This is a genomic window from Microbacterium sp. Au-Mic1 (assembly GCF_021341785.1).
Lineage (GTDB): Bacteria > Actinomycetota > Actinomycetes > Actinomycetales > Microbacteriaceae > Microbacterium.
In genome coordinates, this window is sequence record NZ_JAJTTF010000005.1 from 36,710 (window position 1) to 50,331 (window position 13,622).

Consider the following 13,622-nt stretch of genomic DNA (forward strand, 5'->3'; position numbering starts at 1 on the left):
TCATCGCCCACTGTTCACCCGGGCCATGCGGCATGGTTCATATGGCCGGCGTTGTCACGGATGGCTGACGGATCCGCCGGATTCCTCAGCCGTTCGTGACCGTGTCCGCCGAACGGGACGCCGCCCCGCCCGGATCCGACGTCATGCTGTGACGCCCGCATGTCGGATCTACGGATCCGCGGATCCATCGGGTGTCCGCCCGACGACCGCGCCGGCGCGGCTGCCCAGCGGGCTAGGCTCTTCGGGTGCGTCTCGTCATCGCCCGCTGCGCCGTGGACTACTCCGGCCGGCTCAACGCCCACCTGCCCCTCGCCACGCGTCTGCTCGTGCACAAGGGCGACGGCAGTCTGCTCGTGCACTCCGACGGCGGCAGCTACAAGCCGCTGAACTGGATGAGCCCGCCGTGCCGCCTCGAGTCGGAGCAGCCGGGGGAGGAGGAGGCGTCGGCCGGCGTCACCGAGGTGTGGCGGGTCACGCACCAGAAGACCGGCGACGCGCTGCGCGTGCAGATCTACGAGATCCTGCATGACTCGGCGCACGAACTGGGCATCGACCCCGGCCTGCAGAAGGACGGCGTCGAGGCTGATCTGCAGCGCCTGCTGGCCGAGCAGGTCGACCGGATCTCCGAGGGCGCCACTCTCGTGCGCCGCGAGTACCCGACCGCCATCGGCCCGGTCGATCTCATGGTGCGGGACGCCGACGGCGCCGCGATCGCCGTCGAGATCAAGCGCCGCGGCGACATCGACGGCGTGGAGCAGCTCACCCGCTACCTCGAACTGCTCGGCCGGGATCCGCACCTCGCTCCCGTGCAGGGCGTGTTCGCCGCGCAGGAGATCAAGCCCCAGGCCCGAGTGCTGGCCGAGGACCGGGGTATCCGGTGCCTCGTGCTCGACTACGAGGACATGAAGGGCATCGAATCCGGCATCCCGCGGCTGTTCTGAGGCCGTATTCCCCGAGAGGCATGAACATGGCTGCATCCCCCTACACCTGCATCCTCTGGGACGTCGACGGCACGATCGCCGACGCCTCCGCCGGGATCCTGCCTCGTCTCGTCGAGGTGTACGCCGCGTTCGGCCTCCCGGAGCCCGCGCAGAGCGAGCTGTCCCGCTGGATCGGTCCGCCGATGTTCGAGTCGTTCCGCGACCTGGCCGGTCTGTCCGAGGCGGACGCGCATCTGGCGGTGCGGAAGTATCGCGAGCTGGCCATGCGCGACGGCTACGCCGCGAGCGTGCGGATCTACCCGGGGGTGGCCGAAGCACTGCAGACCGTCAAGGCCGCGGGGATCCCGCAGGCCACGGCGAGCTCGAAGCCGGAGAACCAGGTGCTGGCGATCCTGGAGCACTATGGCCTCATCGACGACTTCGTCGTCGTCGCCGGCGCCCTCCCCGATGCCGCGGGCCTGCACGACGGGAAGGAGGCGGTCCTCCGCCGCGCACTGAGCCGCCTGGCCGACGCGGGTGTCGACGTCAACCGCCCCGTCCTGATCGGCGACCGCCTGCACGACATCGAGGGCGCAGCGCCGCTCGGCGTTCCCGTGATCTTCGTCACCTGGGGCTTCGGCGAGCCGGGGGAGTCGGCCGGCGCCGTCGCCGAGGTCGCGACCCCCGACGAGCTGCTGCGGTTCCTGCTGCCCGCGGCCTGACCGGATCCGGCCGAGCCCGATCGCCCCGGCTTTCCGCGAGACCCGACTTCCATCTCGAGACCTACGAAACGATCGTCGGTCTCGAGACGCAGGTTCGGTCTCGCGGTCAGGGGTGCGGTTCTCACGGTCACCGCGGGTGGGTCAGGGAGCGCACAAAGAGAACTCCCCCGGTGCCGAGGCACCGGGGGAGTCAGAAGTCCGTGTCGCTCAGAGCGGACGGATGTTCTCGGCCTGCAGGCCCTTGGGGCCCTGCGCCACATCGAACTCGACGCGCTGGTTCTCGTCGAGCGAGCGGTAGCCGGAGGATGCAATGGCGGAGTAGTGCGCGAACACGTCAGCTCCACCGTCGTCGGGGGAGATGAAGCCGAAGCCCTTCTCCGAGTTGAACCACTTAACCGTGCCCTGAGTCATGTACTGCCTTCTTGCTTGGGCTTACGCCGGCGCAGACGCGTCGACGATGCTAACGCTATCCGAGTCGACCCGCATCGCAACACCCCGGATGACAAGGTGACGAAAATGTTGCAAGGCCGCGTGAGCGCCGGATCCGATCGACGCCGGTCGCACCCATCACGCGGAGCGGCGCGCATGCCGACGAAATGGAGCGGGTCCCCACCGCGGGGGGAGCGATGGGGACCCAGGACGACCGGAGGGTGCGTCTGAGACCAGCATAACCCATGTTCGTAGATTTTGTCCCCCAAAAGGGGGACAAAATCTCTTCGCGGGGATATCATCGCAATACATCGGAATACTGGGGACGAAGCGGCCCCCTCGGGGGATCCATTGGGGACTGGATGCGCCGAGGGGGCCATTGCACGCACTGACCGCCGGTCTCTGGGGAAGACCTTCCGCCTTCGCTGGGGACGTCAGGCGGGAGCGGCCGTCTTCACGTGCGCGCGGTCCACACTAGGCGAGGGCGCGCACCCTGTCCAGGTGGCACGGGCGTGCCGATCGGAAAACGCTCTCAATCGGTCAGGGAGCGCCATTCTTCGGCGAGAATCCCGTAGTTCATGCCATCCATCCACTCGCCGCTGCGGTGCAGGGCCGTGCCACGGCTGTGTTCCTCACGCCGCATTCCGAGCCGCTCCATCATCCGCCACGAGGCCTCGTTCGCGGCGAAGCAGCCCGCGCTGACCCGGCGCAGCCCGAGCGCGGTGAAGCACGCGGCCATCACCGCGCGCACCGCCTCGGTCGCGTAGCCGCGGCCCTGCTGCGCGGGATCCATGGCCCAGCCGAGCTCCGCCTGCACACCCGCGGCCTGTGCGCGCACTTCGGCCTGAGACCAGGCGTCCTCGACGCGCACCATGATGTCGCCGATCACGCCGGTGCCGGGCAGCTCCACGAGCAGGGTGATCGCGAGCCGGTCCGGATCCGTGAAATGCGCACGGAACTCCTCGGCATCGGCGGGCGCCGTGGTCAGCCAGCGGGAGACCTCGTCGAGACGGCGGTAGCGCCACACGGCGTCGGAGTCGGCCGGCGTGCTCGCGCGCACGATCAGCCGCTCGGTGCGCAGCGGGAGGGCGATCCGTTCCAGAGCGGAGGGGGTCATGCCTCCAGGCTACGGTCCGGATCCGACATCCGGGCGGCGCGCACGTCGACGAGCCCGTCCAGGGCCTGCAGCAGGCGCTCGGCACCCGGCCGGTCCGGGGTCGCCCGGGTGTGCACCAGCACGTTCATCGCGGCGAGCACGAGCGACACCGCGCGCACGGCCTCGTCATGATCGGCCGCCCGGCGCTCGGCGAGGTCGATGAGCTGCTCGCGCACGGATCCCATCCACTGCGAGAACGCGGGCAGCAGCTCGGGCCGGCGGATGAGCAGCTGCTTGATGCGCTGCCGGTCCATGCCCTCGTCCATCGACGAGCCGACGACCTCGCACAGCGCCGGTACGAGCTCGCCGCGAGCATGCAGGAAGCGCGTCACCACGTCGGCGGCGGCCCCGGACTCGGGCAGCTTCAGCGCCGCAGCCGCCTTCGACGGGAAGTAGTTGAAGAAGGTGCGCGGCGAGACGTCGACGGCCTCGCAGATCTGCTCGATCGTGGTGCCGTCGAGGCCCTGCTCCTCGACGAGGCGCAGGGCCGCCTCGTGCAGAGCCTGACGGGTCTGCTGCTTCTTGCGCTCACGTCGGCCCTCACCGGCGCGCTCGCTCGCGGCGCCCCGGCCGTCGGCGGTCTCGATCATGGTCATCATCCTTCCCGACGGGAGGGCCGGAACGGGAATCCGCCCGTTCCGGCCCGTCCGCTCAGGCCTGCTGGGTCCTGATGGTGCCGGTCTCGCTGACGCCGGCCTCGTCGGCCTGCTCCTGCAGCGCCGAGCGGGTGCGCAGCGGCGGAGCCTTGAAGAACCAGCTCAGCACGAACGCGAGCATGAGCACCCCGAACCCGACCCAGTAGATGATGTCGATGGCCTGCGTGAAGCCGACCATGAACGGCTTGGTGAGCACGGGGTCCGCGCCGTTCAGGAACGACGTGTCACTCACCGAGCTGCTGGATCCGCTCGACGCCTTCGACGTGCCCTTGTCGATCTCCTTGACGATGTTCGGCACGAGCTGATCGACCCAGTAGGAGCGCTGATCCTTGTTCGACCAGTCCACGACCACCTTGCCGTCCTGCACCGTCGCGTGCGCCTTGTCGGCGACCGCCTGCAGAGCCGCGGCCTCGGCCGCCGGTGTCGCCTCCGCCACCTTCTGGTCGATCACGGTCTGTGCCGCGGCCGCCGGGAGCTGACCCGCGGCGACGGCCTGGTTCACGCCGTCGGTGACCTTCTGCGTCACGGCCTCGCCGGCCGCGGTCTTCGCCGCGGCAGCGCCCTTGTCGAGCTGCGCCTGGATGTTCTGCTCGAGCGGACCGGTGATCGGCGTCCACAGCTGCTTCATCACGGCCTTGTTCTGCTCCTTGCCGGCCACGGCAGGATCCAGGGCCGCGTTCAGCGCGGCGGTCAGCGTCGGCTTGTCCGCCATGCTGTGCGTGATGTTCAGCGGCAGCAGCGTGAACAGGATCGAGAGCATGATCGCGGTGCCCAGCGTTCCGCCGATCTGGCGGAAGAAGGTCGCGGCGCTCGTGGCGACGCCCATGTCGGGGGCGGCGACCGCGTTCTGGCTCGCCATGGTGAGCGACTGCATGAGCTGGCCGAGGCCGAGGCCCACCACGAACATGCCGATCATCATGAACCACACGGGCGTGCTGGACGAGACGAACGTGAGCAGCAGGAAGCCGAGCGCCGTGCACAGCGTGCCCGTACGCGGGAAGATGCCGTACTTCCCCGTACGCGACGTGATCTGACCGGCCGCCATCGACGACGTCATGAGGCCCACGACCATCGGCAGCATGGCGAAGCCCGACTCCGTGGGCGTCAGGCCGGCGACGATCTGCATGTACAGCGGGATGGTCATCATCGCGCCGAACATGCCGAAGCCGACGAGCACGCCGATGACGGTCGCCATCGAGAACGTGTTGGAGTGGAACAGCCGGATCGGGATGATCGCGTCGTCCTTCATCGCGATCTCGATCAGCACGAAGGCGATCGCCCCGAGGCCGCCGATCACGTAGCAGGCGATCGCGGCGAACGACGACCAGCCCCACTCGCGGCCCTGCTCGGCCACCAGCAGCAGCGGCACCAGCGCCACGATCACGGCCGTCGCACCCCACCAGTCGATGCGCGGGTTCGTGTGCTTCCCGACCTTGGGGAGGTGCAGGAACGCGATCACCATGGCGAGCGCGATGAGGCCGATCGGCAGGTTGATGAGGAACACCCAGCGCCATCCGGAGATCCAGAGAATCTCGTTCGCACCGGCGAACAGACCGCCCACGAGCGGGCCGATCAGCGACGAGATGCCGAACACGGCGAAGAAGTAGCCCTGGTACTTGGCACGCTCACGCGGGGCGAGGATGTCGGCCATGATCGCGAGCGGCAGCGACATCAGCGCACCGGCGCCGATGCCCTGGAAGGCGCGGAAGCCGGCCAGCATCAGCATCGACGTCGAGAACGTCGAGAGCACGGATCCGATGATGAACACCGAGATGCCGAAGATGAACAGCGGCCGGCGGCCGAAGATGTCGCTGAGCTTGCCGTAGATCGGCACCGAGATCGTCGACGTGATCAGATACGCCGTGGTGACCCAGGCCTGCTGGTCGAGGCCGTGCAGGTCGTCGCCGATCGTGCGGATCGCCGTGCCGACGATCGTCTGATCGAGAGACGACAGGAACATGCCGGCCATGAGGCCGTAGATGACGAGCAGGATCTGCCTGTGCGTCATGATCGGGGCGTTGTGCTTGCGCTCGGTGCGCGTCGCCCCTGTGGTTGCAGTCGCGGTGGACATGGAGTCCCTTCGGGTGGATCGAGGACGCCGGAGCTCGTCGTCGACACCCGTCGCCTCGAGCGCCGACGTTGGCGGCAAGAATGTTGCAGCCCTGCAAGATTACACGATGGGAAAGGTTGCGCAAACGCAGTTTCGCTATGAGATTCCTGGATCTGCGGGGATCCGGCTCAGACCGCGTCGCGCAGCAGGGCGCCCCGGGCGGCCACCAGCTGCTCCACGGCCTCGAGCAGCCGTGCGGCACCGGGGCGTTCGCCGCCGGCGGTGCCGTCGTGCACGATCACGCTGAGCGCCGCCATGGTGAGCGCGACGGCGGCCATCGCCTCAGCGTCATCCGCGCGCTCGCGGACCAGGTGGAAGTACTGCTCCCGCACGCCGCCCATCCACTGCGCGAAGGCCGGCATGAGTTCGGGGCGCCGCATCACCAGGGCCTTCATGCGCTTGCGCTGCTGGGCGTCGTCCATCGAGGCGCCGATGAGTGCGCACAGCGCCGGCACCAGCTCGCCCTCGGCCGCTCGGAACGCCTCGGCGCCCTCGGGGGAGATCCCGGAGTCGGGCAGGTCCAGGGCGGCGGCCGCCTTCGAAGGGAAGTAGTTGAAGAAGGTGCGCGGCGAGACGTCTACTGCCTCGCAGATCTGCTCGACCGTGGTGCCGTCGAGGCCCTTCTCATCCACGAGCCGCAGCGCGGCCTCGTGCAGCGCCAGGCGCGTCTGCTGCTTCTTGCGCTCACGGCGCCCGCAGTTCTCCGCGTGCGGATCCGCCGCGGTCATCTCATCGATGTTCGTCATCTCGCTCTCCTCGAGCGCCGGGGCGGATGGGCCCCGGCGCTCGTCAGGCTCTGCTCAGGCCTTGTGGGTCCTGATGCTCCCGGTCTCGGTCATGCCGGCCTTGTCCGCCTGCTCCTGCAGGGCGGAACGCGCGCGCAGCGGCGGCACCTTGAAGAACCAGGTGAGCACGAACGCGAGCAGGATCACGCCGAACCCGACCCAGTACAGCGTCACGAGCCCCTGGATGAAGCCGATCATGAACGGCTTGCTGAGCGCCGCGTCCGCACCGGTCAGGAAGGAGGTGTCGTTCACTGCGGTGCCGGAACCGGATCCGGAGGCGTCGTTCTCCTTCTTCTTGATCTCGTCCTGCAGCGTCGGCACCAGCTGGTCGACCCAGTAGGTGCGCTGGTCGTGATCAGCCCAGTCGACCGCGACCGTGTCGCCCTGCACCGAGGCGTGCGCCTTCTCGGCGACCGCGGTCAGCACCTTCTGGTGCGCGGCGGCCTCGGCGGCGGGGGTCGCCTCGGCGACCTTCTGCGCGATCACGGCGGGCGCGGCCTCGGCGGGCAGCTGACCCGCGGCGACGGCCTGGTTCACGCCGGCGGTCACCGCGCTGGTGACGGCGTCGCCCGCGGCGGCCTTCGCCTTCGTGTCGCCCTCGGCCACGCCCTTGTCGAGCTGCGCCTGGATGTTCTCGGTCAGCGGATCGACGATCGCGCTCCACTGCTGCTTCATGATCGCGGCGTTCTCGGCCTTGGACGACGTCGCCGGATCCAGAGCCGCGTCCAGCGCGGCACTCAGGTTCGCCTTGTCCTCGGTGGCGTGCAGGATGTTGGCCGGGAGCATCGAGAACAGCACGGAGAGCATGACGGCCGTACCCAGGGTTCCGCCGATCTGGCGGAAGAAGGTGGCGGCGCTCGAGGCGACGCCCATCTCGTGCGGGTCGACCGAGTTCTGGCTGGCGAGCGTCAGCGGCTGCATGAGCTGGCCGAGTCCGAGACCCAGCACGAACATGCCGACGAAGATCTGCCACAGCGGCGTCTCGTACCGGATGAGCGTGAGCGAGAAGAAGCCGACCGCCGTGAACAGCGTGCCGAGGACCGGGAAGATGCGGTACTTGCCGGTGCGCGCGGTGAGCTGACCCGAGGCGAGCGAGGCGATCATCAGACCGACGATCAGCGGCAGCATCGACAGGCCGGACTCGGTCGGGTTCATCCCCACGACGATCTGCATGTACAGCGGGATGGTCATCATCGCGCCGAACATCGCGAAGCCGACGAGGAAGCCCAGCACGGTGGCCATCGAGAAGGTGCCGGAGCGGAACAGCTTCAGCGGGATGATCGCGTCGTCCTTCATGAGGGCCTCGATCACGATGAACGCGACGAGCCCGATGCCGCCGATCACGTAGCAGGCGATGGAAGCGACGGAGTCCCAGCCCCAGGCCCGGCCCTGCTCGACGACGATGAGCAGCGGCACGAGCGCCACGATCACGGCCGTCGCACCCCACCAGTCGATCCGCGGACCGTGGTGCTTCCCCACCTTCGGCAGGTGCAGGAACGTGATCACCATGAACAGCGCGAACAGGCCCAGCGGGATGTTGATGAGGAACGTCCAGCGCCAGCCGTCGATCCAGAGGATCTCCTTCGCGCCGGCGAACAGACCGCCGACCAGCGGGCCGATCACGGTCGCGATGCCGAAGACTGCGAAGAAGTAGCCCTGGTACTTGGCACGCTCACGCGGGGCGAGGATGTCTCCCATGATCGCGAGGGGGAGCGCCATGAGGGCACCGGCGCCGATGCCCTGGAACGCGCGGAACGCGGCGAGCATCATCATCGAGGTCGAGAACGCGGAGAGCGTGGATCCCAGGATGAAGATGACGATGCCGAGGATGAACAGAGGCCGGCGGCCGAAGATGTCGCTGAGCTTGCCGTAGATCGGCACGGCGATGGTCGAGGTGATGAGGAACGCCGTGGTGACCCAGGCCTGCTGGTCGAGGCCGTGCAGGTCGTCACCGATCGTGCGGATCGCGGTGCCGAAGACGGTCTGCGCGAGCGACGACAGGAACATGCCGCTCATCAGGCCGTAGATCACGAGCATGATCTGCTTGTGCGTCATGATCGGCTTCGCAGCCAGCGGGGCGGGCGCCTCGACCGTTGTGACGGTGTCGGTGGCGGTTGCCATGGAGGTCCTTCCAGGAGAACGGGGGATGGAGCGGTGCGGATCCTGCCCGCGGACTTCGTCGATCGACGCGGGCGCCGACGCCGGCGCAAAACTTGCAACCCTGCAATGTTACACCCTTGCAAGCTTTCCTGCACGCACGGATTCGGAACCGGGCCGCCGGGCCGTCCGTGTTGTCGGAGGCATCCGTCACGATGGACGCATGGCCGACGGCTACGACTCCGGGTTCCTCTCTTCATCCGTTCCCCTTCCGCGCCCTGCACAGGAGGTGCGCGAGCTCTCGTATCCGCGCTTCACGGTGCTGCTGGATCCGGGCCGCAAGCTGGCCGCGGCGACCGGGGTGAACATCGACGGGCGCACGATGCGCGATCTGCCGCGCACGGGCGAGTGGCGACTCGACCCTCGGGTGGGCGAGGACGAACAGACCGGTCCGGCCGTCTACGCGCGCAACGATCTCGATCGGGGCCACCTGGTGCGCCGTCGCGATCCGGGCTGGGGTGAGACCGGCGAGGCGCGGACGGCGATGGAGGCCACCTTCGTCTACCCGAACGCTGCGCCGCAGGCCGCCCGGTTCAATCAAGGTCCCGAACTGTGGCTCGGGCTCGAGGACCACGTGATGTCCTACGCCGAGGCGACCGAGCAGCGCCTCTCCGTGTTCACCGCTCCCGTGCTCGCCGACGATGACCCGCCGTACCGCGGCATCCTGATTCCGCTGCGGTTCTGGAAGATCGCGGCCTGGGTCTCGTCCGGCTCGCTCGCGGCGGCAGGGTTCGTGCTCGACCAGACGGAACTGGTCGACACCGGCAACGGGCTGCTCCCGGTCGCACCGCTCGGAGGCTTCCGCACCTTCCAGGTGCCCGTCGCAGACATCGCCGCCCTCGCCGGCGTCGACGTCGGGCCGCTCGTCGCGGCCGATGTGCTGCCCCCGCGCACCGTACGGGCGGAGGAGTGGATCCCACTGCAGAGCGACGACGACATCGTGCTCTGAGTCCGTGACCGGCCGACGGATCGGGGAGCGTGCTCAGCCCGCGGGCAGGTCGGCGCAGTCCGGGGTCGGCTCCTTGCCGTCCCAGCGGTCCAGGGTCCACTGCTCGAGCTGCGGCGTGAGGGGCGAGTCGGGCCCGACCAGCTCCACGTGCCCGAGTCCCGGGTAGGTGCGGTAGTCGATCGGGATCCCCGCGTCGCAGCGCGCCTGCACCCACTCATGCTGGATCGCCGGTTTGACGAGCGGATCCGCGAGGCCCTGAGCGACGAGCAGAGGGGCGGGGAACGGCCCGGTGGGCTCCTGCTTCTTGAGCTCGTCCCCGAACGGGCCGTCGAGCAGAGCGTTCGGGAAGATCTGGTTCGGCACCTGGCTGCCGCGCAGGATCGCCGCGAGCCCGTCGCGGCCGTTGAAGCAGAGCCCGCCGATGCGCTCCACAGGACCCGCGGATCCGGGGGTGAGGTTCTTCTCGACGTCGAGGGCGGGGAACACCTTGTCCCAGGTCGCCGCGATGTACGCCGACACCGTCTTGCCCGCCGTCTCCGACTTGATGGCCTCGGCCAGCGCGTACAGGTTGGATGCCGGTGCGAACGCGGCGACGCCCTTGACCGTGAACTCCGGCGCGTACGACCCGGCGATCTGGCCGGTCCACAGCGACCCCTGGCCGCCCTGCGAGTGACCCCAGATCACGGTGTCGGTCGAGACCTTGAGCTCGCTGAAACCGAGCATGGCCTTGGAGGCGTCCCACACGTTGCGCGCTTCCGCGTCGCCCACGAGGTAGGGGTGCGGGCCCTTGGTGCCCAGGCCGATGTAGTCGCTCGTCACGGCGACCCAGCCGTGCTTCACGACCATGTCGACCATCGCCGTACCCGCACCGTCGGCGAACGGCGCGGCGCTGAGCGAGGGTGCACAGCCGGGGACCACGCCGACCGTGCCGTGCGAGACGGTGAGCAGCGGGAGCGGATCCGGCCCGGGGGTCGCAGGTGCGAGCACCGTGCCGCTGCTCACCGCCGGGGATCCGTCGGGATTCGTGGTCGTGTAGAGGATGCGCCAGGCCCTCGCCCCGGCGGGCACTCCGACGGTCATCGGCTCGGAGCGGATCAGCGCGCCGGCCTTCGACGGCACATCGGCGGGCGGCGTGTAGAAGGCGTCCGGCGCCGGCAGCGGAGTGCCGCCGAGCAGCACGCCGCTGCCCGCGGCGAGCGCGACCGCCAGGACGAGCGCGACGCTCGCCCCGATCGTGCGGAGCCAGCGCACCCCGCGGCGTCCGCCCGGGGCCGCGCGCCCGGAGGACCGTCGCCACAGCGCCCGCACGAGAAGCTGCAGCCCGATGAAGACGAACCACGCGCCCACTCCGAGGCGGAACACGACCAGCGTCAGCACGGGCCAGAACACGGTGATCGCCGCGACCGCGAGCGTCGCGACGGCCGCGATGATCCCGGTGACGCGCTGATCCGCGCCGGGTCGGAGGGCGCGCACGGCGGTCGCCACGGCGAAGGCGACCAGCGCGACAGTGAGCAGCGTGGACAGCAGCGGCGCACCGGCGACCGGCCACAGCGCCATGCCCAGACCGAGCAGCACCAGCAGCACGCCGAGCACGCGCGAGACGATCACGGCCGCCGGACGCGACCCGGATCCAGCGCCCTCACCGGGCTCGCCGGCGTCGCCCGCCGTGAGCAGCACGGCGAACCCCGCCAGCGCGATCCCGATCCCGGTGACCAATGCGATCGTCTGCACCGTCATCGACACGAGGAGGAAGACGACGCCGACCGCGGCGAGCGCGAGACCCAGCACGATGCGGATGGGCGTGCTCTGTCGCGCGATCATCGCGGACAGGCGACGGAACGATCCCGTGCACCCCTCGTGCGGTTCGGGCGCCGTTGCGGACTCGCTCGGAACCACGGCGTCTCCTTCGGCTCGCACCGCGGTCCGCGGCTGACGCCAGGGTAGCCGCGCACGGGTCGCCTGTGAAGCTCCTGTGACCGGTGCCGCCGGCCGCGTGGCCGCAGCAACGAGAAAGGTCCCGGATCCTCTCGGATCCGGGACCTTTCCTTCTGTGCGCGAGGGGGGACTTGAACCCCCACGCCCTTGCAGGCACTGGCACCTGAAGCCAGCGCGTCTACCTATTCCGCCACTCGCGCATGTCGGTCCTCACGAACCAACCTCCCGAGAATATCACGCCCCGGGACCCGGTTCGAACCACGGCGCCGCACCTGCAGGCCGCCCCATCCGCGAGACTGCATCTGCGTCGCGAGACAGCGCGATAGTCAAGCAGTCTCGTCACGGAGTTGCAGTCTCGCGGATCCGAGCCCCGCGGATCCGTGCCGCCGCGTCGGCCCGCCGCATCCCCGAGCACTTCAGGGTTTCCTGCGTATCGCGCCGTCCGGGGGTTCATTCAGGCCGTGTGGCTACGATGGCCGTACCGATCGGTGAGCCATGGGAGCCCAGTGGGACTACTAGACAGCTTTGAGAAGGGTCTCGAGCGCGCAGTGAACAGCGCGTTCGCGAAGACCTTCCGCAGCGGCATCCAGCCCGTGGAGATCGCTTCGGCCCTGCGCCGTGAGATGGACACGAAGGCCGCCGTCGTCAGTCGCGACCGCATCATCGTGCCGAGCACGTTCCTCGTGCATCTGAGCGGCGAGGATGCGACCGCCATGCACGGCCTCGGATCCGCTCTCACCGACGAGCTGCACGTCCTGGTCAAGGAGCACGCCCGCTCGCAGGGCTACAGCTTCTCCGGCCCCGTGAACATCGCGCTCGAGGCGGACGACAAGCTCGCCACCGGCACCGTGCGCGTGGAGTCCGCCTCGACCTCGACCGGCGGACGGGTCACCTGGCAGGCCGAGATCTCGACCGGCGGATCCCGGTACCCGCTCACGAAGGCCCGCACCGTCATCGGGCGCGGCAGCGACGCCGACATCACCATCTCCGACGCCGGTTCCAGCCGCAAGCACGCCGAGGTCCTGTGGGACGGCGACCACGCCATGCTCCGCGATCTGGGCTCGACCAACGGCACCAAGCTCAATGGCCAGCGCGTGCGCGAGGCGCAGCTCGAGAGCGGCATGGTCATCACGATCGGCCGCACGGACCTGACGTTCCAGGTCGTGCCCGTCGCTGCTCCTGCCCGCGGCGGCCGCGGCGACGACACGACCCGCGCGTTCGGGGTCACCCCGTGAGTGCCTTCCGACAAACCTCAGGGATCAGTGAGGAGCTTTCGGCATGAGTGAACTGACGCTCCTCCTGCTGCGCATCGGCTTCCTCGTGCTGATGTGGTTCTTCGTGTTCGCGGTCGTCTATTCGCTGCGCGCGGATCTCTTCGGCGTGCGCGTGCGCAAGCTGCCGCAGGCTCAGGCCGCAGCGGCGAGCGCTCCCGCGGCGAAGCCGGCGCCCGCGAAGCCCGCGGCCGCGCCGAAGGGCAAGCCGGGCGGCCCCGCCACCACGTCCACCGTCACGAAGCTCGTGATCACCTCGGGTCCGAAGGCGGGCCTCGAGGTGCCGCTCGGATCCGAGCCGATGTCGATCGGCCGCTCCAGCGAGTCCGGTCTGGTGATCCGCGACGACTACACGTCCAGCCACCACGCGCGCCTGCTGCTGTGGGGCGAGGCATGGATGCTGCAGGACCTCGATTCCACCAACGGCACCTTCCTGAACGGCGAGCGCGTCGGCGCCCCGGTGCCCGTATCGATCGGCGCACCCATCAAGGTGGGCGCCACCACGTTCGAGCTGCGGGCGTAACCGGCGACC

Annotated in this window: 12 protein-coding genes and 1 tRNA gene; 5 read left to right on the forward strand and 8 right to left on the reverse strand. The window is 69.3% G+C overall.

Annotated elements, in window-relative coordinates; all coding sequences use genetic code 11:
- The first annotated feature begins 245 nt into the window (after positions 1-245).
- Together nucS and LXM50_RS07935 are read left to right on the forward strand one after the other, a co-directional pair.
- Entirely contained in the window at positions 246-941 is a 696-nt protein-coding gene (nucS, locus tag LXM50_RS07930; RefSeq protein ID WP_233310779.1) for an endonuclease NucS, read from the forward strand.
- A gap of 26 nt (positions 942-967) precedes the next feature.
- Positions 968-1,642 (forward strand): HAD hydrolase-like protein, encoded by a 675-nt coding sequence (locus LXM50_RS07935; RefSeq protein ID WP_233310780.1) that lies wholly within the window; start codon positions 968-970, stop codon positions 1,640-1,642.
- 207 nt (positions 1,643-1,849) lie between these two features.
- On the opposite strand, the gene LXM50_RS07940 is transcribed toward LXM50_RS07935, so the two are convergent.
- From LXM50_RS07940 to LXM50_RS07965, 6 genes are all read right to left on the reverse strand, one after another.
- Positions 1,850-2,053, reverse strand: a complete 204-nt coding sequence (locus LXM50_RS07940; protein WP_045250254.1) for a cold-shock protein — start codon at positions 2,051-2,053, stop codon at positions 1,850-1,852.
- Positions 2,054-2,603: 550 nt separating this feature from the next.
- The gene (locus tag LXM50_RS07945; protein WP_233310781.1) at positions 2,604-3,188 is read right to left on the reverse strand and encodes a GNAT family N-acetyltransferase; all 585 of its coding nucleotides are present in this window, start codon (positions 3,186-3,188) and stop codon (positions 2,604-2,606) included.
- On the reverse strand, positions 3,185-3,817 hold the full coding sequence (locus LXM50_RS07950; RefSeq protein WP_233310782.1) for a TetR/AcrR family transcriptional regulator: 633 nt from the start codon (positions 3,815-3,817) through the stop codon (positions 3,185-3,187). Before LXM50_RS07950 ends, LXM50_RS07945 begins: the two co-directional genes overlap by 4 nt.
- Before the next feature lie 61 nt (positions 3,818-3,878).
- Positions 3,879-5,954, reverse strand: a complete 2,076-nt coding sequence (locus tag LXM50_RS07955) for an MDR family MFS transporter (protein WP_233310783.1) — start codon at positions 5,952-5,954, stop codon at positions 3,879-3,881.
- 167 nt (positions 5,955-6,121) lie between these two features.
- Positions 6,122-6,739 (reverse strand): TetR/AcrR family transcriptional regulator, encoded by a 618-nt coding sequence (locus LXM50_RS07960; protein ID WP_233310784.1) that lies wholly within the window; start codon positions 6,737-6,739, stop codon positions 6,122-6,124.
- A 54-nt stretch (positions 6,740-6,793) separates the two neighbouring features.
- The gene (locus LXM50_RS07965) at positions 6,794-8,899 is read right to left on the reverse strand and encodes an MDR family MFS transporter (protein ID WP_233310785.1); all 2,106 of its coding nucleotides are present in this window, start codon (positions 8,897-8,899) and stop codon (positions 6,794-6,796) included.
- Between the two features lie 199 nt (positions 8,900-9,098).
- On the opposite strand from LXM50_RS07965, the gene LXM50_RS07970 reads away from it, so the two are divergent.
- Complete coding sequence (locus tag LXM50_RS07970; RefSeq protein WP_233310786.1) at positions 9,099-9,884, forward strand: DNA/RNA non-specific endonuclease; 786 nt, start codon at positions 9,099-9,101, stop codon at positions 9,882-9,884.
- A gap of 33 nt (positions 9,885-9,917) precedes the next feature.
- Here LXM50_RS07970 and LXM50_RS07975 read toward each other — a convergent pair whose 3' ends face one another.
- Together LXM50_RS07975 and LXM50_RS07980 are read right to left on the reverse strand one after the other, a co-directional pair.
- Positions 9,918-11,705: a lipase family protein gene (locus LXM50_RS07975; protein WP_233310787.1), complete on the reverse strand. Its 1,788-nt coding sequence runs from the start codon at positions 11,703-11,705 to the stop codon at positions 9,918-9,920.
- Positions 11,706-11,935: 230 nt separating this feature from the next.
- Positions 11,936-12,019, reverse strand: a tRNA-Leu gene (locus LXM50_RS07980).
- Positions 12,020-12,325: 306 nt separating this feature from the next.
- Here LXM50_RS07980 and LXM50_RS07985 point away from each other — a divergent pair.
- Together LXM50_RS07985 and LXM50_RS07990 are read left to right on the forward strand one after the other, a co-directional pair.
- Positions 12,326-13,054, forward strand: coding sequence for a DUF3662 and FHA domain-containing protein (locus LXM50_RS07985; protein ID WP_233311043.1), 729 nt, complete (start codon positions 12,326-12,328; stop codon positions 13,052-13,054).
- A 43-nt stretch (positions 13,055-13,097) separates the two neighbouring features.
- Positions 13,098-13,613 carry an FHA domain-containing protein gene (locus LXM50_RS07990; protein WP_233310788.1) on the forward strand — a complete coding sequence of 172 codons (516 nt, stop codon included), beginning with the start codon at positions 13,098-13,100 and terminating at the stop codon, positions 13,611-13,613.
- The last annotated feature ends 9 nt before the right edge of the window (positions 13,614-13,622 follow it).